Consider the following 21,601-nt stretch of genomic DNA (forward strand, 5'->3'; position numbering starts at 1 on the left):
AGCCCCGGCGAATCGATGCCGCCCTTGTGCTCTGGAGTAAAAGCGAAATATGTTGGCGCAGCGGTGCCTTTCCAAAATAAAGAATGCCGAACGATTTTTTAATCGTTCGGCATTCTTTATCTGATTTAGGTTTTGTCCCAGACTCAAGATTATTTTTCAATTTTCGACGAAGGAAGCGGCGGGCTGTAGTAATAACCCTGATACTCTTCGCATGCTTCACCGGAAAGCAGCTGGAGCTGGGCCTCGTTTTCGATGCCTTCTGCGATGACATTGAATTCCAGCCGGTGCGCCATATGAATGATAGCGTCGACAATCGCTTTTTCCCTGGATCCCTGTTCCATGTTATCGATAAACGACTTGTCGATCTTCAAGGTGTTGAGCGGAAAATCTTTCAAATAGCTCAAGGAGGAGTACCCTGTACCGAAGTCATCGAGCGATATTTTGACTCCCATGTCCCGTATTTCTTTCATGACCGGAATGGACTGCGTTGTGTCCTGTACGATGGTTTCGGTCATTTCAAGTTCCAGATAGGCAGGCGGCAGTCCGGTTTCGGCAAGAATATCTTTCACAATCTGTACAAAATCCGGCTGCTGGAACTGAATGGCGGATATATTAACCGACATTCTCAAGACCCCGCCGCCATCCTTTATCCACGCCATCATCTGCCGGCATGCTTCTTCGAGCACCCAGCGGCCGAGCGGGATAATCAAGCCTGTCTCTTCAGCCAGCGGGATAAAGTCACCGGGAGAAACCATGCCGTACTCCGGGTGTTCCCACCGGATCAGGGCTTCATACCCTTTGACTTCGCCGGATGCGACGCTGACCTGAGGCTGATAGTAGAGCTGGAACTGCCCCTCTTTCAAACCTTTGCGCAGATCGGACTCAAGCAGCAGTTTTTTCGATACTTCCTCATTCATGTCCGGCGTGAAAAAGCAGTACTGATTCTGTCCGTTGCTTTTCGACTGGTACATGGCGGTGTCCGCGTACTGTATCAATTCTTCGGCGGACCGGCCGTTTTGCGGGTATATGCTGATGCCGATAGAAGCCGTCACGAACAACTCGTGATTTTCCACGAGAAAAGAACGTTTCAGCGACTGAATCAGCGACTGAGCTGTATGTACCGCCTGATACTGGGTGGCGTTAGGGAGTACCGCGACGAACTCATCGCCGCTTTGACGGGCAATGAAATCTTCTTCCCGAAGTTCCTCATTCATCCGCTGCGAGGCGGAAATCAGCAGTTCGTCCCCAATCCTGTGACCGAACACATCATTTACATTTTTAAAACGATCCAGGTCTATAAAAAGAACCGCAATCCGGGACACAGCCTTTTGATCGAGCATATGCTGCAGGTGCTCGTTCAACATGCGCCGGTTCGGCAGTCTTGTGAGTTCGTCCCGGTATACGAGCTCCTGAATTCGTTCATTCTGCTCCACCCGCTCGGAAATATCGCGGATAATACCAGTGAAATAGACAGTTTTATCTCTTCCCTGCTTGGAAAGGGAGAGTTCAATCGGAAACGTCCTGCCGTTTTTGTGCAGTCCCTCGAGCTCCACGACGCTTCCAATCAGTTTTTCTTCTCCTGTATGCTGATGATTCGTGAATCCGGCATTGTGAGCGTCCCGGTAGGATTCCGGTATAATGACCGTCAAATCATGACCGATGACATCTTCTTTGCTGTGACCAAAAATGCGTTCCGCCGCTGCATTCCATGATATGATAGTACCTTCTTTGTCTGCTGTCACAATGGCGTCTGTCGCAGAATGAATAATAGATTGATAGAGATCTTCCAAATAGTTTGATTTGTTTTGACTCGACTCTACTCTGCCCGTGAAAACAGCAACGATGATGGTAATGGTTAAAATCATCATAACGACCATGCTGATCAGAACCGACAACAGCTCCGATCCAAGGAAGGAAGAGGAGGACGGGCTCATCACGCCGTCGCCGGGCAGAAAATACGTGCCTTCCATCCCGGTATAATGCAGACCGGAAATCGCTGCCCCCATCACAATGGCACTTCCGATAAATCCAGCTTCCCTTTTTCCGCGGTGTTTGATCGACGGAAGAGCGGACAGAAGCCGCAGCGCCGAAAAAGAAGCCGCCAATCCTATGAGAACAGACAGTGCCACGTACATATAATCATAAATAAGTTCCGCCCCCATCTGCATGGAAGCCATCCCGATGTAATGCATGGACACAATGCCGGCGCCTATTAAAACGGAACCAATAAGATGAAATATAAGTTTCGGCTGAAAAAACTGTACGATTAAAAAAGCCAGACAGCTCGCCGTCACCGCACAGGTTACGCTGAGTGCAAACAGTACCGGATCATAAGTGACACTCATTCCCATGTCGTAAGCAAGCATCCCGATAAAATGCATCGACCATATGCCGCCGCCGAGGCAGAAACCACCGGCAATGGCCCACAGAATTTTTTTTCTGGATGTCGATCCTCCAAGACGCCCGGCAGCATGAAAAGCGGCATAGGACGCAAAAGCCGCAATAAACAGCGATAAAAGCACAAGCGATGGTTGGTACGTTCCCTGCATTAATTCCATTGAAGCCACATTTCCTTCCTTTCACCCCGATCTACATCTGGAACAAAATCCCTGTAAGGGAGTAAATAATAACTGTTGAAAAGAAGACCGTCATGTGGACCAGCGAGAAAATAAACATCGCTTTTGCCCATTTCTCGGCGTCCATTTTTTTCGATCCATACATACTAAGTACCAGCCAGGTGATGCTGAGTAGAAGGGAGACGAGCATCAATCCAAGACTCAAAGTGCCAAGCAGAAAGCTGATACCGATTAAAATAACGAGATAAACGTTGGTCTGGACGTACGTGCGCTGGACACCTTTCACAACCGGCAGCATCGGAACCCCGGCTGCACGGTATTCTTCGTATTTGCGGATGGCAATCGCGTAGAAATGCGGCATCTGCCACATGACGGTGATGACAAACAAACCCAGCACGGCGGGATGAGAGATATCAGGGTACATGGCCGCCCATCCGATTAAAGGCGGCATCGCCCCGGAAATACTGCCGATCTCCGTATTATAAACCGTCCGCCGTTTACTCCACATCGTGTAGGGAACGACATAAAAAAAGATGCCGAGAAAACCCAAAAGTGCAGCAAGCGGCGTGGCAAGCGCAAGTATTCCGACCCCGGCGATACTCATAAACACTGCCAGCCATAATACTGTCTTGGCTTTGATCTGCCCGGTAACAGTCGGCCGGTTCTTTGTCCGCTCCATCATCGAATCAATATCGCGGTCATACAGATTATTGAAGGCACCTGCTGCGCCCATGACGAGAATGGACCCCGCAAAAGCGCTCAGGATTGCCGGAAGTTTTTCTATAATTCCGAGCTGGTACGTATATAGCGCCAGGGTCAACCCTGCGGCCATCGGGAATAAATTCGACTTGATGATTCCTGTTTTTATCGTTTTTGACAAAACTTCTGCAAACGACGGCTTCCCTGCTACGGAAGCTTCATTTATCTTCTGATTTTTCCGCATGATTATCCTCTTCATTTCTATAATAAATATTATGTACCATTATATCAGACATACGAACCGGCACATACGGAACGGTTTGACCATTCAGCGACACATTTCGGTGAATTTCAAATTTGTGACATGAAGTTTCCCGTGAAAGGGTATACAATCTGAAGTCTGCAAAATGGTTACCCGTGCCGTTTCCTTATTTATTTGTCTCATACTCTTCTTAATACCATGTGCAAAAGAGGTGTTAACTATGGAAAACAAAACGAAACGATTTCCGTTCATGAACACGATTTTCTGGGTCTCTTTTCCTATTATCTTTGTTTTTGCGTTATGGGGCGCTTTCGCACCTGATGCGTTAGCGGAAATGGCTGATATGGTGTACAGCTGGATAGCCGGTACATTCGGATGGTTTTACCTGGTGTTTGTGCTGTTTCTCATTCTGTTTAATTTCTATATTGCTTTTAGTAAATACGGAAAAATCAGACTGGGAGGAGTGGATGCAAAACCAAAATATCCACTATTCACCTGGATTGCTATGTTATTCAGCTGTGGGTTCGGCGTCAGTATCGTTTTTTGGGGCGTGGCTGAACCGATGACTCACTTCGGAACGCCTCCACCTTTTGTGTCCGGCATCGAGGCGGAATCACCTGCCGCTGCGAGAGAGGCGATGTGGAACGCATTCTTTAACAACGGCATCCACCAGTGGGCATCTTTCACATTCGTAGGACTTGCGATCTCGTACTTTCATTACCGGAAGGATGAGCGCAGCCTGATCAGCGACACCATGAACGCGGTTATCGGAGACCACGGAAAAAAACCGCTCCGTCATACAATTGATATCATTGCGGTTCTGGCAACGGTTATGGGAGTTGCGACAACGCTTGGGCTGAGTGTCATGCAGATTGGAAGCGGTCTTGGCAGCGTATTCGATCTCACGTCCGGCCGTATGATTCAATTCGGAATTGTCGCAGCCATGTTTCTCCTGTTTATGGCCTCTACCGTGTCCGGTCTCGACCGGGGGATTAAGTATCTGAGTAACGTGAACCTCGGACTGGCTCTCATTCTTATGGTTGCCATGCTTATTATCGGACCAACCGGGTTTATTCTAAACGCGCTGACAACTGGAATCGGCGATTATCTGCAGAATTTTTTCCAGGCAAGTCTTCGGCTGGATCAATACACAGACAGTACCTGGGTGCAGGAGTGGCCGGTCTATTACTGGGCATGGACCATTGCCTGGGCGCCGTTTGTCGGGATGTTCGTTGCCCGTATTTCCAAAGGACGCACCCTGCGTGAATTCGTGCTCGGTGTTATGGTCGCGCCGCCTCTTATCGGTATTATCTGGATCGGTATTTTCGGCGGGACGGCGATCCACCTGGATCTGTTTCAGGGAACCGACATTACAGCTGCCGTCGAACAGAATACATCCACCGCTCTCTTTGCCATGCTTGAGCATGTTCCGCTTGGTACCATACTCTCGGTTCTTGCCATCTGTCTGTTATTTACGTTTCTTGTCACGTCCGCCGACTCCGCCACTTTCGTTCTTGGCATGATGACATCAAACGGCGACGAGAACCCATCCGTCCTTTTGAAAATCATCTGGGGCACCCTGATTGCGTCCCTGGCTTTAATTCTGATTATCAGCGCGGGATTAAACGGACTGCAGACCGCCTCACTGGTCGGAGCATTACCGTTTTCTGTCGTTCTGTTTGTCGCGGCCATATCGCTTCTTAAATCGATACGCAAAGACTACCGGAGGACCCGGGAGCTCGAAGAAGAAGAACGGCAGCGCCAGATTCGGGAGCAGATTGAAAATCATACAGAGTAAGAAGCAGGAGCCGCGCGTACCGTGCGCGGCTCTTGTATTTTTGTATTTCGGCCGTGGCAGGTGTTCATGATGACGTTTGTACACCATTTCCGATCCACTTTGGCCGCAGGACGTTCACAATCCGGCCCGTGCACCCCCAAAAATCCCCATCACGCGGCGCAGCACTGCATGATCCGGATTGTTTTTTCCTCCAGTTGCGTTTGCAACGTCTCCGTACGCCTTAAACGTCGTTAAGAAACGCACCGGGTTGCGTTTGACCGGAGCTCGGCAGTCGCAAACTGTCTTATGGACCTCTCTTGATTACGTTTACGCCCCAGTTCCCACCCATTTTGGCCGTAGGATCCTCATAAGCCGGTCCAGGCACCCCAAAAAATCCCCATCACGCGGCGCAGCACTGCATGATCCGGATTATTTTTTCCTCCAGTTGCGTTTGCACCGCCTCCGCGTACCCTAAACGTCGTTAAAAAACGCACCGGGTTGCGTTTGATCGAGGATCGGCAGTCGCAAACTGTCTTATGGACCGTTCATGATTACGTTTAGGGGACTCAATACACGTCAATCGTCGTTTAGACGCCGGGACTTGCTTTTTCTTCCATCTTTCCCTATGATATAAGAAATCGAAAGGGAGTGACCTATGATTAAAAAGAAGCGCCGCCCATCCCCCGAACTCCAACTGTTTCGCAGCCTGAACCTGCGCTCTTCCCTTCCCCCGAAAGAAAAGCAGTACTACCACCATCTTGAAAAAGGATTCGAGGGAGAAATGCAATTCGACGATTGGGCATCCACGCTCGATCCACAACCGGTAATGATTCATGATATCTCGTTTGAAATCAGCCACACCTACTGCCAGCTTGATTCGTTATGGATCACCCCTCAAGGCATCTATCTTTTTGAGGTAAAACAATATGAGGGTGACTTTTATGTGAAAGATGATTCATGGTTTACCCTCTACGGAAAAGAAATCAAAAGCCCTCTCCTACAGCTGAGAAAAAACGAGTCACTGCTCCGCCAGCTCATGCAGCAGCTGCAGTGGGACGTGCCGGTTCACGCCTTTCTGATTTTCATGAATCCCCTTTTCACGCTCTACCACGCTTCTCCTGATATGCCGATTCTTTTCCCTTCCCAGATAGAGAGGTTTCGTCAGAATTGGAAACGCGACTCGCTGCCTTCCGGAGAGAAAGAGGAAGGCAGGACGGCACTTCTCCTCGAACGCGGGACGACCATCCCCTTTCCTTCGCGGACACCGCCCTATACTTTCACCGATCTGCAAAAAGGAATCCTCTGCGCGGAGTGCTTTTCTTTTATGAAAAAAGAGAAGAGAATGCTGATCTGCCCGGGATGTCAAACCGCTGTCAGCAGGGATCAAGGTGTGTTGCAGAGCATAGAGGAATTCAGGCGCCTTTTTCCCGATGAGAAGCTCACCACCAATACCATCATCGAATGGTGCGGAGGCGGCCTGCCTCCGCGGTCGGCAAGGAGGATTCTGACCACAAACTTCCAAATCAGAGGGAGAGGGAAGCATGCTTATTACCAGTGACCAGAATGGCTCTGCAAACGGCACCCCCATCTTCCCCCAGTTGCGTTTGCACCGCCTCCGCGCACCCTAAACGTCGTTAGGAAACGCAACGGGTTACGTTTGATCAGCTCCCCACTCCCTCAAACTGTCTTATGGATCACCCTTGATTACGTTTACGCCCCTTTTCCCACCCACTTTGGCCGCCGGACGCTCACAAATCAGCACGCGGACTCAAAAAATCCGGATGACGTCGTGTCACCCGGATTTTTAATCAGCTCTGCTTCCACTTAGCAAGCAGAGACAGCAGGATAGTGATAAGTAGAAAGCCCATCAAAGCAAGAAAGGGAATGGTAATAAAGCCTAAAAGATTGATATACTGCCCCTGACACGGAACTCCCTGGGCACACGGTTCCACGGGAGCGAACCCGGGAACTTTCTGCATCAGGTAATGGTATACCGAAACCAGACCGCCCACCACTGGTAGAGGAAGCACGTACCGAATGATACGGGGGTTATTATCAAAAGCTGCGATGCCGAGCACTATCACAAGCGGATACATCAGAATGCGCTGGTACCAGCAGAGTTTGCAAGGCTCAAAACCAAGCACCCCGCTGAAATACAAACTCCCGAAAACAGCTGCTGCCGACACCAGCCATGCAGCATACAATCCGTAGGATACGACGAACTTTCTCATGACTCCTGATTCAGCTCCTCTTCAACCGCCGCCTGAACAGACTCCCAGTCCATTGGATCTTCAATGAGCGTTCCATTCACCAGAATACTCGGGGTAAATTGAATATTATACTCATCTACAAGTGATTCGTCAGTGCTTACCTGTTCTTCATACGTCCCCTGCTGCACGTCCTCTGCCACCTGTTCCGCTGCAGGCGCTCCGTCCACCTGAGCGGCCATATCCCCAAGCGAATCCGGGGTAACCCATGCTTCATCCTGCGACTGACCGCCCGGATGGTTTTCAAAAATGGTCTGATGATACGACCAGAACGCCTCCGGACTGCGGTCCCATACCGATTCCGAGGCCAGTGCCGCAAGCCTTGACTTCTCGCCGTGGAACAGAGTATTCACATAAGTAAACGAGACATCGCCGCTGTTAATATAGTTTTCCTGAAGTTTTGGAAACACCGTCTGACTCCATGATTTGCACGCCGGGCACTTATAGTCCCCGAATTCCACCACCTGCACCGGCGCATCTTCTTCTCCCATCACCGGCTGATTATCCAGTTCCAGCTTCGAGCCTGCCTGACTTCCTCCCGGGTTGTCCGGTCTCGTAATCAGAAAAACACCCATCGCAACAAATACTACGGCCGTCACAATGACAAGAATTTTAGATTTCATACGTTTTGCCTCTCTTTCGTTCTGTTACAGATGCTTCTTTCATTTTACACGAAAATAAGCATAATAGCTGTGACAGAACACCAAAAACAGGAAGACCCTTCTTTTTAAACCATAGTACAGCCAAAACGCATATTAATCGGGAGACTCTCCACCGGTTTTCATATCCTGTTCCGTCTCCTGCCCCATTCCTTTCAGGAAGGTGAGAAGCAGGGTTATTGCCCGGTTGACTTCCGGATCTTTTAATGATTTCACAAGATCCATATACCCTGTCTTTTCTTCGGTGTCCCCGGCTTCCCCTGCACGCCGCAGGCCTTCGTTAAATTTGAGCAGCAGCGGCTCTATTTTTTCCACATCGAGTTTACCGGCGATCCCCATCAGCAGGAGAAGATGGCGGATCGCCTTTGTGTTTTCTTCATTGTTCATCGTCTCTGCGAGGACTTGCAGCACTTTGTCCCCGTCGGCAAACAGGCCGTGCAGCAGAGATATCACGCCCCGATCATCCGCATGCTGCAAGGTTGACAGAGATTTCAGGATAACCTCTTTGTTATCAATCAAAGCATCTTCGATTTCACGGAGGTCCCGTGCCCGCTGCTCTTCTTCCGATGGCTCCTGTTTCTTGATATGCTGAATTTTTTCAGCCATGTCAACGATCCTCTCCTTTCACCACGTCCCCGGGGAATGTGTAATCGCTGCGCTGCCATTTTTTCTCTACCTGGACACCGACCTGCGGCTGCGGATTCCCGAAACGGTGATTGATTTTCGGAAGCGGGGACGTCCCCCCCTCCTCCAGCACTTCCATTTTCACCCGCACTTCTTTGTACGCCGGGGTATCTGTGTCTTTATCCGCATAGCTACTCGTAAGGCGGTTAACTGCACCGTCTCCGTCATCATTCAGCGGGATGTAGACTTCTTTTTTCTGCACCCGTTCTGTCACAAGACACGGCAGTTTAACCGCGCCGTAAGGGGAAATCAGCCGTACAACCGTCCCATCGCTCAAAGACCGTTCTTTTGCCAACTGTGGTGATACTTCGACAAAGGCGCGCGGCGTGCCGCGTGTGATTCCTTCCGACTGATAGGTCATATTTCCTTCATGGAAATGCTCCAGCAGGCGTCCGTTGTTCACCTGCAGGTCATATTCTTCCTCATACTGCACCGGTTCTGTCCATTCGACCGGATAGAGGCGGGCCCGTCCGTCTTCAAACGGAAACCGCTCGGCAAACAACATTGGTTCATCCGTACCATCAGCGTGCACCGGCCACTGCAGGCTCTTATATCCTTCAAGCTTTTCATAAGTTACACCCGCAAACAGTGGTGTTAACGATGCCGCTTCCGCCATGATTTCCGATGGATGGTCGTACTTCCAGCCGGCATCCAGCTGATTTGCGATATCCATGATAATCTTCCAGTCCGGACGGGAATCGCCAAGCGGCTCCAGCGCCTGATACAACCGCTGAATCCGCCGTTCTGTATTGGTGAACGTGCCGTCTTTCTCAAGGCTCGGACTTGCCGGAAGGACAACGTCCGCAAACTGGGCTGTGGTGGTGAGAAATAGATCCTGCACGACAAAGAAATCCAGTTTTTCAAACGCCCCGTGCACGTAGTTGATATTGGAATCGACAATCCCCATATCCTCGCCTTTGAGATACATCGACTTTAACTTTCCTTCATGAATGGCCTCCACCATTTCATGATTGTTCAACCCTTTTTCTTTCGGAATATCCGCCTGCCAGGCTTCCTCAAAACGGCTTCTCACCTCATCATTACTGACAAACTGATATCCTGGAAAGCGGTCCGGCATGCTTCCAAAATCACTGGCTCCCTGGACGTTGTTGTGGCCGCGGAGCGGATAGGCACCGGTACCGGGCCGGCCGTAATTGCCGGTGATAAGAAGGAGGTTGGAGATGGCTGTGCTCGTATCGCTTCCTCCCTGGTGCTGGGTAACGCCCATCGCCCAGAGAATACAGACGCTGCCCGCCTCATGAATCATTTCGGCGGTACGGATTAAATCTTCCTGAGACACGCCGGTCATTTCTGATGCATATTCCATCGTGTACGGCGCCAGCGTTTCTTTATAATGTTCCACCCCGTTCACATTCTGCTCCAGAAAGGACTCAGCTGCCCAGCCCTGATCCACGATATATTTGGTCACCGCAGAAAGCCAGATTAAATCCGTACCGGATTCCGGACGGATAAACAAATCCGACCGCTGCGCCATTTCATGTTTCCGCAAATCGGAGACAATCAGCTTTTGACCATGGAGCTTATGAGAACTTTTCACCCTTGTAGAAAGTACCGGATGGGATTCCGACGTATTCGATCCTACAGTAATGATAAGCTCACTCTGCTCAATATCAGTGATGGAACCCGAATCCCCTCCGTAGCCGACGGTGCGGAAGAGCCCCATGGTCGCCGGACTCTGACAATAACGGGAACAGTTGTCGATATTATTGGTGCCGATAACGCCTCGCGCCAGTTTCTGCATTAAGTACGATTCTTCATTCGTGCACTTGGAAGAACTGATAAAACTGAGCGCATCTGCCCCGTGTTCTTCTTTGATATCGGTAAATTTCTGTTTAATAAGCTCCAGCGCTTCGGTCCATTCCGCTTCCCTGAACATCTGCCCTTCCCGGATCAGAGGCTTTGTAAGACGCTCTTCACTATTTACAAAATCCCAGCCGAATTTCCCTTTCACACAGGTAGAAATCCCGTTGGCCGGAGCCTCCTGCTGCGGTTCGATTTTTAATATGTCACGGCCCTTTGTCCAGACGTCAAAACTGCAGCCGACCCCGCAGTACGTACAAACCGTCTTTGTCTTATCAATACGACTGTCCCGCATCGAGGCTTCCATATCCGATACGGCAAGAATCGAGCTGTATCCGGTTTCCACTCCTTTTGTAATATCAATAAGCGGTCGAAGGGTGTCTTCATTCATGCCGGTCATGTACCCGGCTTCTCCTTCCATTCCGGTTTCCATCATCGCATTGCACGGACATACAGTGGAACAGTGCCCGCATGACACACAGGATGATTCTTCAATCGGTACATCATTGTCCCAAATCACCCGCGGCTGCTCCCGTTCCCAGTCAATCGTGAGCGTTTCAGTCACCTGTACGTCCTGACAGGCTTCCACGCAGCGTCCGCACAGAATGCACTGATCTGGATCGTACCGGTAAAAACTGTTTCGGTCTTTATCATAGGGCTTAGGTTCAAACGGTACGCTCTGATGCTCGATTTTCATTTCTTTCACAGCATTATGAATCTCGCAGTTTCCGTTATTGTAATCGCAGACCGTGCAGTACAGTTCGTGGTTATACAGGATGCGGTCGATGGCAATCTTCTGGGCATCTTTCACATCTTTGGAAACGGTGTTGAATTCATCTCCCCGGCTGACTCCGGAGGAACAGGCACGAACCAGTTCACCGTTTTTTTCTACAATACAGGTATCACATGTTTCAATCGCCCCAAGGCTTGGATGATAACAGACAGAAGGAACCTGCTGCTCATCGTCTGTTAAAACATTCAGGGCTGAAACATTCTCATCCACCGTTACTTCTTTTCCGTTGATTTTTACTGCCATTTTATCTGCCAACGTGTCCACTCCTTTCCATTTTCAATATGACCGGCCGTTGAATTTCTTCTCTACATTATCTTCAAACACAAATATGGACATACCTATATCTTTTTCAATATCGATATCTACAAATAACTCCACAAAATTACTTCCCAACAGTTCCTCCATTTCATACGGACGGTGCTTCTTATATATTTCTTTTACCATCTGCGTTCTGGCTTCACGCAGCATCTGCCTGCCGTCTTTTTCACTGGCTATGAATTTCTCTACAGGGGAAAGATTGCCTTCCATCTCACATATCGCCCAGTTTTTGCAGAACGTCGTGGTGATATGGCTCGGGCCCTTCCCCATATGCTTTTTGCGGAACGAACGCACCAGATTACTGAATTCAGCTTCATATTTATTCATACAGTTTCCGCTCTTTCACCCCGCTTCTTCCTGTCGTTGTTTTCGTTTCAGGAGATTAATATCCCTTCTGATCCAAAAAGAAATAATTAGAGCCACAGCAATCATTACTCCGAAAATATACAGCGTCGCCGTGTAACTTTGCGTCGCCTCACGGACAGTGGAAGATATGCTCGGCCCTGCAAGGCCTGCTGCCGCCCAGGCGGTAAGGATGTAGCCGTGGATCGCCCCCAGCTCTTTGGTGCCGAATAGATCGCCGATATAAGCAGGGATGGATGCAAAACCGCCGCCGTAACACGAAATGATAATAAACAAAAGAATCTGAAATACAATAACCTGCCCCATGACCGGAAGCATAAAATAAGCAGCAACCTGGATAACAAAAAACGCTGTGTAAACATTGGCACGGCCGATGTAATCAGAAACCGACGCCCAGATAATGCGGCCGAGCCCATTGAAAAATCCCATAATTCCCACCATTGTTGCTGCCGCCGCTGATGAAAGCCCTGCAATTTCCTCTCCCATCGGAGCAGCTACAGCCAGTATAGCTATACCGCACGTTACGTTAATAAACAGCATCAGCCATAGAAACCAGAAGCGTCTCGTTTTTACCGCTTCATTGGCAGTAAGCTCGGACAGATCTGCGTTTTTCTTCGTTTTTTCCTGTGCTTTATCCTGCATGTAACCTTCAGGCGGACGTTCCAGATACAATGCAGAAGCCGTCATAAAGCAAAGAAAAATAATGCCGATGATAAAAAATGTATTAGCAATACCGACGGTCCCCATAAGTGCTTCCTGCAGCGGGCTGAAGATGACAGCGGAGAATCCGAATCCCATGATTGCAAGTCCTGTTGCCAGCCCTCTTCGATCCGGAAACCATTTAACGAGGGAAGAAACTGGTGTAATATAACCGATACCCAGTCCAATACCGCCAAAGACGCCGTAAGAAATAAGAAGAAGAATGAGTGATTCTACCATCACAGCCAATCCGGAACCGAGCACACCGGCACCGAAAAAACCAGCTGCTGTAAGACCAGCCACCCGGGGCCCGTATTTTTCTACGAAGCGGCCCAGAAATGCTGCTGACAGACCAAGAAATAAAATAGCCAGACTGAACGCGAAGTTGACCCAGAATAAGTCCCAGCCCAGCTCTTCCTGCAGTGGATTGGTAAATACGCTCCATGCATACACCGAACCGATGGAGATGTGAATACCAACTGCCGATAATGCAATCAACCATCTGTTTTTCTGTTTTCCAGCCATTCGATTCCACCCCTTCTGTTTTGGTTGGTTCCTGCTTAAATAAAAAACGACGTTTCCCCAAAACAAATGACATAATTGTCTTGAAAAAACGACGCACACAGTTGAAGCAGGAACGCTGCTACACCTAAAAGAAATCGCTTACAAAAATCCGTGCAGATGATAATAGCAGGGTCGCTGCTACACCGGTCCACCTTCACAAAATATTCATATTTTCCTCATTCTACAACGGCCGCCCTGCTTTTTCAATAACTTTGATAATTCCGATTATTCGGACATATAATTGATTCCTATTCCGGATATTGATATGATGAAAGCATCAAATTCGGCTGCAGGAGGGGGAGGTTGATGACAAGCCATATCAGTGAACCGCGTCCCATCACATCGTACCGGGCAGGTGTGGTGAGTGCAGCGGCAGATACCATCGTGAAGGAGACACCACTGACTATTTATGTAAATGGAGAAGAATTTGCCACCATGGTTTGTTCCCCGGAACATCTTCGTGAAATGGTGGTTGGATTTCTTGCGTCCGAGGGAATTATTTTAGTTTACAGCGATATCCTTCGTCTGGAGCTGGACGAGGAATCCGGATTTGCCTACGTTCACCTTTACAAAAAGCCCAACCTTTCTTTCTCCGGACATTCCAAGCGTTTCATCGGGTCATGCTGCGGTAAAAGCCGGCAGTTCTATTTTCACAATGACATGAAAATGGCGAAAACAGCCCGTACATCCGCCCAATTGTCTCCATCACGCTGTGCTTCCTTGATGCAGGCAATGCAAAAGGACAGCGAAGCATTCCACCAAACCGGGGGTGTTCATAATGCTGCTCTTTGTTCAACGGATGAACTGCTTCTTTTGCGCATGGACATCGGGCGCCATAATGCGCTTGATAAACTGTACGGACACTGTCTCATGCATCACTGGAGTGTGCGCGATAAAGTGCTTGTCTTCAGCGGCAGATTGTCCTCGGAAGTACTGACAAAAGCAGCCAAAATAGGTGTCGGTATCGTACTTTCCAAGTCTGCTCCCACCAGTCTCGCTATTGACCTGGCCGATGACCTCCATATTACTGCTGTCGGTTTTGTGCGTGGAGATAAGCTGAATGTATACACACACAGTGAACGTATTTTTGAAGAAGGAGTGTATCCACAATGAGTTCATGTCCTATAGACCACAGCCTGGATGATGTGAAGCAAAAACTGGAAGATCAAAAAAATGTCATGCCGAATGCATTATATCATGATACCGCCCGTTTTTTTCACGACGGTCAGCCTCAGTCGATTTTAAATGAAGGATTTCATCTGCTGAAAAAATACGATCTCGCCGGGCAGGCGGAAAAGGAAAAAAGAAATGCTGCACTGCAGCAGCTCGTGCAGCGCGGTGAGTAGCACAAAACCAGAGCGCATAATAGAAGAACCAGGCAGGAAACAGTTCCATGCCTGGTTCTTCAGCTGTTAATGATTGTGTCCCTCATGACTGTGATTATGACCTTCATGGCTGTGTTCTTCTTCACTTTCTGATGAGCTGCCGTTGTCCACAGAATACTGGAGGGCGGTTTTCATGTTTTCGATATTCTGCCGCATCAGGCTGAAATAGTCTTCTCCCGCTTCGATTTCTTCTTCGGTAAGCGTTGCGAGATTATGAAGGGTAAGGGCTTTGGCGCCGGCTTCTTCCTGCACAACTTCGGTTACTTTCGACGAAACATTCTGTTCCAGCATAACGTGGTTGATGCCGCTTGTCTCAATCGTGCCGATGATGGCCTGCAGCTCTTTTTGGGAAGGTTCGGCCGAAGGTGAAATACCAGTCACGGCCATCTGACTCAAACCGTACCGGTCTTCCCAATATCCGTATCCGGCATGGGATACGACAAACGTATTGTTTTCTGCTTCTTCTGCCATCGTGTTGAACTCTTCATGCAGGGCATTCAGGTCTTCTTTCAGCGTCTGATAATTCTCCGCAAACATCTCTTCTTTTTCCGGGCGGAGGTTAATAAGCATGTCTCTGATATTGGCAGCCGCCTCACGGGCAAGTACAGGATCCAGCCAGACATGTGGATCCACGCTGCTTTCATGTTGATGGGCATGCTCTCCTTCGCCGTGACTGTGATCGTGACCGCCGGAAGCTTCCCGCAGGTTCAATCCTTCCGTGACTGCAAGCGAGGTTACGTTTTCATCCGCAGCGGTATCATTGACTGCGTCCGCGAAGCCCTCCAGTCCCGCTCCGTTGTACATAAATGCATCTGACTCGGCGATATCGATCATCGTCTGTGATGTGGGTTCGAAGCTGTGAGCATCGGCACCTGCCGGAACAAGATTCTCCACCTCCACTTCACTGCCGCCTATTCTTTCCGCGAAATCCTTCCAGGCAGACAATGTTGTATAAATATGTAGAGGTTCTTCTCCCCCGGTTTCCTGAGACTCACCACTGGTTTCCCCCCCGTTTCCTGAACCGCAGGCGGATACAATAGCAGCAGTCAGCAGCACAGCTGTCACTGTGAGAACCCATTTTTTCATGATATATTCCCCTTTCGTAACGATTACGATTAATCCTTCCTTAGTATATCGTCATCGTTACGATTTGTAAACGGGAATGATTTCGACTTATACTTTTTTCCGGCTCAATTTATCCCTGTCTGCAGTTTTTGGAGGCTGTTCCATCCAGTTATGCTTAATCATGATCTCCACGCCGCTTTTTGCGTATCTCGCCACTTCCAATGATAACCTCTCATAGTTCAGAGCCAGATCTGTGCGCAGGCTCGAAGCAGCAGCGAGTGCATAATTTCCCGTGCCGGCAGATGTTAAGACCGACATATGAAACATCATCAGTTTATCGGAAAACGCACGAGTCGTCGAGCTGCTGACGCCGAGGTCGGGAAGTCTTGCTGCCACAATATCATTTTCCTGCAGCGTGGAAGCAAATATCTTAATATGCTTCGTTGCAATATCTTTTCCGCGAATCATATAATCCTGTATTTCTTTGGACGTGGACGTCTGCGCAAAAGCAATGGCCAGTTTCTCGCCTACCGTGTTTGTGAGAATGTTCATATACAGATAAGCTGTTTCCACCGCATTCAATGCCCGTTTGTTACGGAGAGGATGAAGACCGCTCAAGTATTGCTTCCCTTCAATGTACTCCTGTTCTTTTGGAATCTCCAGATAAGGATATGTGGCGTGAATGCCCTTGGAAACAGCCGTTTCCGTGGTTTGATTATACAAGGATGAAGTATCTGACAACAGCCTCGTATAAAAGGAGCGGATATCTTCGCGGCGGCTCATCCCAAGAAAACCGCTGTAATTTATCATCCCGACCTTGGACATATGGTGTACATATGTTAAACAAAAAATATCAGAAAAAAGCCACGGGGCGTCCATATGAACATCACCTTCGGAAAAACCATCCGGCATTACGCAGGCTTCCGCTTCAAAAAAAGACCGTGTCTCTTCCTGGTAATGCTGTGCAATATCATAAGACTTCTGTACCGCCTCTTTGATTTCCTTATCCTGTATATGCTGCAGCATAAACGAAAGCATGACAATCGACATACTGTTGTTCATATACGACGTCCATAAGTTTGCTATTTCTGCAGATGTTAAATGGGTATCCTGTTTATCCACTGCAATATCCCCCTCCACTCTTATTCAAGTGTCTTTTTTTACAAGTATCTTCCTGATAACTACCCCGGCCCCGAACCCAATGGGCAGAAACAACATCGGCAGCCACATTGGGCCCAACTTGTACCCATATATAGTGAACACAGGCGAAAAAATCAGTCCAACAGTGACAAAATAGGCGGAAAAAGCCATAGGCAGGTACGAAAATAATTTCTCTCCTCCACCGGCTTCCCGGTAAGCATCCCAGATGCCGAAAAAATAAAGGCACGGGTAAAACATCAACCACTGATAATCTGTCTGTTCAATGGCCTGCGCTATTTTCCCGTTAAAGCTCAGGATGATGATTGTGTTAAAGTTCCCACAAACATTCACGAGTATTTCCAGAAAAACAAGCAGCAGCCCTTTTACATACTTTCGCAATATTAAATGCCCGAATCCGGGCAGGGCGATGCTCCATAATACAATCTCCAGTTTTCTGCTTTGTTTTTCCTGATTAATATTCATACGGATTCTCCTGTTTCCTGCTGCATTCCAGCTTTTTAACAGAGCTTACCTTTCACCCGGAAAACCAGTTCTCTCCTAGTTTTTCAAGATTAGTTCCGCTTATTCACCGAGTGCCGCTTTTTCAGCGCAGCCCCCGTCAAAAGCAGAGCCGGTAAAATAACATGAAACGGTAGATGTATATATAACGGTACGAAGTGCAGCCCTTCTCTGATGTGTTCTGCATAGCCGCTGGCAATGACCATGGATAAAAAAAGAACAACAAGGCCAAGGGGGAACACCAACCTGGAAATTTCTTTCACACGGAATAAATCGGACGCGCCTATAACCGCTGCGTAAAAATAGATACTTATTTTAATGAAACCTCCCACAATAAGAGCAATCATGAAAAAGACATCGAGACGTTCCAGAAATTCAGCCACCTGAATAGCCTGAATAGTATTAAGAAGTGGAAACTGCGAGCGTTCGGTCAAATCGACTCCAAGCACCGCAACATTGACAGCCATCGTAATCGACAGATTAATGCCGCTGAGCACTAACGCCGATAATGCGGCAGGCTTGATTTTATCCGGACGGTTAACGTAAGGCAGAATCATAAAGAAGACGACTGCTTCTCCAAATGGCACATACAATGTCTCCGTTCCCGCTGTTTTCAAAATGCGTCCGATACCGCCTTCCAGCACCGGTTTCAGGTGGTCCAGGTTAATCAAACCTGATACGAGAATCAGGATGGACCCCGTTACAGCCAGTACATAAAGAACGACAAACAAGATTTCACCTGTACGAGCAATTACTTCAATGCCTTTATGGGTAATATACACGACCAAAAGCAAAAGAAGGGCGTTTATTATGAAAAGCGGTGTTTCATTATAAGCAAAGATAACGAGCATTTCTCCGAAATCCCGCAGCACCCGTGCAGCGTTGTACATAAAAACCAGGATATATAGGTACGCTGCGATTTTCCCCAAAAATGGGCCTATAATATCCTGCATATAGGAAGTGGGAAGCATGTCCGGATAAAACAGATACAGCCGGTAATACATCCAGAACAATAAAAGACTCCCAAACATACCTGCCATCACAGCCATCCAGGCATCTTGTTTTGCCTCTATTCCTAACGACAACAGGAGGGCGCTTCCCATTTCGAATAAAAAAATCAACACAAACAGCTGCCCGGCATTTATCTTTGCCTTCTCCATGTGTTCCACCACCTGTCCCGGCACTATTTTGTTAAATATCTGTGAAAGGGTTCATCACGCAGCCCGGTCCGCCGGATAAATACATCCGCTGAAACATCCACCTGTACCTCAGGGAAATAGCTTTCTTCCCATTCATCTTCCCATTTCTTCCATTTTTCAGGATCCTCCCGGTGGACTGCTTCTCCGAACCCGAGAATATCTGTTTCAAGTTCCTGCGCCTTATCAACCGCATGCATAATACTTTGTTTGATTGTCTCTTCCACCCTCTGTTCCATTTTGTTTAAAGCCTGAGGGGATGCCAAATTAATGGGGTGCTGTACTTCACTGACATTTCCCTCGGCGGCTACGTTCACCTTCATTCGTACGGTCCCCCCTTTCTCTACATCGGCTGATACCTTGGTCTGCTGCCGTATCAAGTCGAATACAGCCGCATGCTTTTCTCCTTCCCATTGCACAGAAACTGCTGTGTTTTTTACCTTATTCAACAACCAGACAATCCCTTTGGAGATTTCCCCTGTGGTCATGTCTACCATTTTCCCTTTTTTAAAAATGGCCAGACCTGCAGCTTCCAAACGGCCGTCAGGGTTGGTCCGTTGAATGCTCTGAAGAGTTTCCCCCTGATTTTCAATCGTATGAAAGGTGGTAACAACCGGAGCCTCACCGGGCGACACCAGCTTGGCAATCAACTCTCTTACACTTACACTCACATGTTCTCCCCATACCTTTTCTGTGGACTTCATCGTATTAATAATTTTATTAGCCGGGACTTTATCAATACTGCTCAATGTTTTCATGATATCTTCAGCGTCAGACTGGTGAGAAATTACTATTTGGGCGCTGGAACGGAATTCATGATCGCGTTCCAGCACATCGAGCACCGGCATAATTCCTTCCTCCTGAGCCAGCTTTTCACTGATCACAACAAGATTTGTATGGGCAAAATAGATATGGCGCGATACTTTTTTGGAAAGTTTACGGTTGATTTCGGTAAGATTCCAGCCGGATTCGGTGTAGGTTGATACAGGGGGACTTTCCGATCCTCCGGTTCCCTGCATACCTTCACCAGCTACATTCCCAGGATTGATTACCTGCACTGTGAAAGTGTACCGTCCATCTTTTTCCAAATCGATTCCAATCGCTGAAACAAGCGCAAGATCGGGAAGCTCCTGGTTACTCCAGCAGCCGGAAAGTAAAATGATTCCTACCAAAGCAGAAGTCAGGCAGTACAATTTAATCTTCATTCAGGTCACCTGTATTCTTCCGTTGTTTACGGATACTTTGTGTACCGGGAGCTTCCGGTTTCAAATCATCTCCCTGCCGCACATTATTCTGCCCGCTGATAAGACGGGGACGTTCTTTCGCTTTCCACCACGGCAGACGGATAATTGAATCGTGGAAATCCGCTGGAACGAACGGAGCCAGGGGAGCCATGTAAGGCACACCGAAGGAACGAAGGCTGCATAAATGAGCAGTCATCATAATGAACGACAAGATCAACCCGTAAAATCCGAAAGTGGCTGCAATCACCATCAGGAAAAAACGAATCAGACGGGCCGCAATGGCCATGGAATAAGACGGTGTCGTAAAGCTTGCAATCGCAGTAATTGCCACAATAATTACCATCGCCGGAGAAACAATCCCCGCCTGTACCGCGGCCTGGCCGATCACAAGGGCCCCCACAATCGACACCGTCTGCCCGACGGCTTTGGGCATACGGATACCGGCTTCACGTAAAACCTCAAATGTCATTTCCATAATGAACGCCTCTATCAACGCCGGGAAAGGAACTGCTTCACGCTGCGCCGACAGTACAATCAAAAGCTGTGTCGGAATCATCTCCTGGTGAAATGTCGTAGCGGCGACGTACGTGGCGGGAGCGTAAAGAGATATTAAAAAAACCATGATCCGGAGCATGCGCAGGGAGGAAGCGATATAGGAACGGCTGTAATAATCATCGACCGATTGAAAAAATTGAATAAAAACCGCGGGCATATGCAGGATAAACGGGCTGCCGTCTACAAAGACAGCCACCCGTCCCTCGAGGATATTACCGGCAGCAGAATCCGGGCGTTCCGTAAAATGGATCGTTGGGAAAGGAGAGGACGGCTGATCTTCTATTAATTCTTCGATATAGCCTGAGTCCAGGATACTTCCCATATCCATTTGTTTTAAGCGGCGGCGGACTTCCTCTACCACCTTTTCATCTGCGATTCCTTCCAGATACATAATCTCTACGTTGGTTTTCGTTTGACGTCCGATTTTCATCGTCTTCACCCGCAGATTTGGGTTTTTGATACGACGTCGCACCATCGCAGTATTAGTCCGGATGGACTCGGTGAATCCTTCCCGGGGTCCGCGGATTGATATTTCGGTCGGCGGCTCTTCCACCGCACGCCGCTCCCCCCCAATAGTACTTGTACTTAACGCTTTTGCCGCACCATCGATGAATAGAATCGTTCTCCCGATCGTCACCGCTTCAAAAAGCGTTTCCCAATCCAGTACCGATTCAATTCCTCCAAGAGCAATGACCTGTTCTGAAATATAATCCGGGATATCCTGCTGTAAAACGGGGGTGGTCGGAACCTCGAGCTGCAGCAGCGGCTCCAGTAGAAACTCATCAATGGAGGTATTATCGACGATGCCGTCAATGTAGACGATTGCCGCTTCCCACTGCATCCCGCCCGTTGTTAACGTCCGGATGACCACATCCGAGCTGTTCCCCGTCCTCTTTTTGAACTCTTTCAAATTGTCCTTCAGTGAAGTTCCTAACGGTGTCTTCTCTTTCTGGTCCGCACTGGAAGGAGCCTGCTGTTTTTTGGATTTGAACAAACGTCTTAATCGATAGGGCAT

General features: G+C 48.5%; 18 protein-coding genes. 4 read left to right on the forward strand and 14 right to left on the reverse strand.

What is annotated here, in order from left to right:
• Positions 1-149 precede the first annotated feature (149 nt).
• On the reverse strand, positions 150-2,558 hold the full coding sequence (locus BM058_RS06055) for a bifunctional diguanylate cyclase/phosphodiesterase (RefSeq protein ID WP_090926144.1): 2,409 nt from the start codon (positions 2,556-2,558) through the stop codon (positions 150-152).
• A 31-nt stretch (positions 2,559-2,589) separates the two neighbouring features.
• Positions 2,590-3,519, reverse strand: coding sequence for a heme o synthase (cyoE, locus tag BM058_RS06060; RefSeq protein ID WP_090926145.1), 930 nt, complete (start codon positions 3,517-3,519; stop codon positions 2,590-2,592).
• A 238-nt stretch (positions 3,520-3,757) separates the two neighbouring features.
• On the opposite strand from cyoE, the gene BM058_RS06065 reads away from it, so the two are divergent.
• Both BM058_RS06065 and BM058_RS06070 read left to right on the forward strand, forming a co-directional pair.
• Positions 3,758-5,335 (forward strand): BCCT family transporter, encoded by a 1,578-nt coding sequence (locus BM058_RS06065; protein WP_090926146.1) that lies wholly within the window; start codon positions 3,758-3,760, stop codon positions 5,333-5,335.
• A gap of 634 nt (positions 5,336-5,969) precedes the next feature.
• Complete coding sequence (locus tag BM058_RS06070; RefSeq protein WP_090926147.1) at positions 5,970-6,872, forward strand: nuclease-related domain-containing protein; 903 nt, start codon at positions 5,970-5,972, stop codon at positions 6,870-6,872.
• 250 nt (positions 6,873-7,122) lie between these two features.
• Here BM058_RS06070 and BM058_RS06075 read toward each other — a convergent pair whose 3' ends face one another.
• From BM058_RS06075 to BM058_RS06100, 6 genes are all read right to left on the reverse strand, one after another.
• The gene (locus tag BM058_RS06075; RefSeq protein ID WP_090926148.1) at positions 7,123-7,545 is read right to left on the reverse strand and encodes a disulfide oxidoreductase; all 423 of its coding nucleotides are present in this window, start codon (positions 7,543-7,545) and stop codon (positions 7,123-7,125) included.
• Complete coding sequence (locus BM058_RS06080; RefSeq protein ID WP_090926149.1) at positions 7,542-8,204, reverse strand: DsbA family protein; 663 nt, start codon at positions 8,202-8,204, stop codon at positions 7,542-7,544. Before BM058_RS06080 ends, BM058_RS06075 begins: the two co-directional genes overlap by 4 nt.
• A 132-nt stretch (positions 8,205-8,336) precedes the next feature.
• Complete coding sequence (locus tag BM058_RS06085; RefSeq protein ID WP_090926150.1) at positions 8,337-8,846, reverse strand: DUF1641 domain-containing protein; 510 nt, start codon at positions 8,844-8,846, stop codon at positions 8,337-8,339.
• A gap of 1 nt (position 8,847) precedes the next feature.
• Positions 8,848-11,793 (reverse strand): formate dehydrogenase subunit alpha, encoded by a 2,946-nt coding sequence (fdhF, locus tag BM058_RS06090; protein WP_090926151.1) that lies wholly within the window; start codon positions 11,791-11,793, stop codon positions 8,848-8,850.
• Between the two features lie 21 nt (positions 11,794-11,814).
• Positions 11,815-12,183, reverse strand: coding sequence for a DUF2294 domain-containing protein (locus BM058_RS06095; RefSeq protein ID WP_090926152.1), 369 nt, complete (start codon positions 12,181-12,183; stop codon positions 11,815-11,817).
• Positions 12,184-12,198: 15 nt separating this feature from the next.
• A complete protein-coding gene (locus tag BM058_RS06100; protein ID WP_090926153.1) occupies positions 12,199-13,443 on the reverse strand; it encodes an L-lactate MFS transporter in 1,245 nt (414 codons plus the stop codon).
• A gap of 345 nt (positions 13,444-13,788) precedes the next feature.
• Between BM058_RS06100 and fdhD the strand changes: the two genes are divergently transcribed.
• Both fdhD and BM058_RS06110 read left to right on the forward strand, forming a co-directional pair.
• Positions 13,789-14,595 carry a formate dehydrogenase accessory sulfurtransferase FdhD gene (fdhD, locus tag BM058_RS06105; protein ID WP_090926154.1) on the forward strand — a complete coding sequence of 269 codons (807 nt, stop codon included), beginning with the start codon at positions 13,789-13,791 and terminating at the stop codon, positions 14,593-14,595.
• Positions 14,592-14,828, forward strand: a complete 237-nt coding sequence (locus BM058_RS06110) for a hypothetical protein (protein WP_090926155.1) — start codon at positions 14,592-14,594, stop codon at positions 14,826-14,828. The genes fdhD and BM058_RS06110 overlap by 4 nt, the downstream gene beginning before the upstream one ends.
• Before the next feature lie 66 nt (positions 14,829-14,894).
• On the opposite strand, the gene BM058_RS06115 is transcribed toward BM058_RS06110, so the two are convergent.
• The 6 genes from BM058_RS06115 to BM058_RS06140 all read right to left on the reverse strand — a co-directional run bounded on the left by BM058_RS06115 (position 14,895) and on the right by BM058_RS06140 (position 21,601).
• A complete protein-coding gene (locus tag BM058_RS06115) occupies positions 14,895-15,953 on the reverse strand; it encodes a metal ABC transporter solute-binding protein, Zn/Mn family (RefSeq protein WP_090926156.1) in 1,059 nt (352 codons plus the stop codon).
• Between the two features lie 87 nt (positions 15,954-16,040).
• Positions 16,041-17,054: a DUF3231 family protein gene (locus tag BM058_RS06120; RefSeq protein ID WP_090926157.1), complete on the reverse strand. Its 1,014-nt coding sequence runs from the start codon at positions 17,052-17,054 to the stop codon at positions 16,041-16,043.
• Positions 17,055-17,078: 24 nt separating this feature from the next.
• Positions 17,079-17,555, reverse strand: coding sequence for a hypothetical protein (locus tag BM058_RS06125; RefSeq protein WP_090926158.1), 477 nt, complete (start codon positions 17,553-17,555; stop codon positions 17,079-17,081).
• Positions 17,556-17,644: 89 nt separating this feature from the next.
• Entirely contained in the window at positions 17,645-18,751 is a 1,107-nt protein-coding gene (locus tag BM058_RS06130) for a GerAB/ArcD/ProY family transporter (protein ID WP_090926159.1), read from the reverse strand.
• Between the two features lie 23 nt (positions 18,752-18,774).
• A complete protein-coding gene (locus BM058_RS06135; RefSeq protein WP_090926160.1) occupies positions 18,775-19,992 on the reverse strand; it encodes a Ger(x)C family spore germination protein in 1,218 nt (405 codons plus the stop codon).
• Positions 19,982-21,601: a spore germination protein gene (locus BM058_RS06140; protein ID WP_090926161.1), complete on the reverse strand. Its 1,620-nt coding sequence runs from the start codon at positions 21,599-21,601 to the stop codon at positions 19,982-19,984. The genes BM058_RS06135 and BM058_RS06140 overlap by 11 nt, the downstream gene beginning before the upstream one ends.

It is taken from the genome of Salibacterium qingdaonense, assembly GCF_900114715.1.
In the GTDB taxonomy this organism is placed as follows: Bacteria; Bacillota; Bacilli; order Bacillales; family Marinococcaceae; genus Salibacterium; species Salibacterium qingdaonense.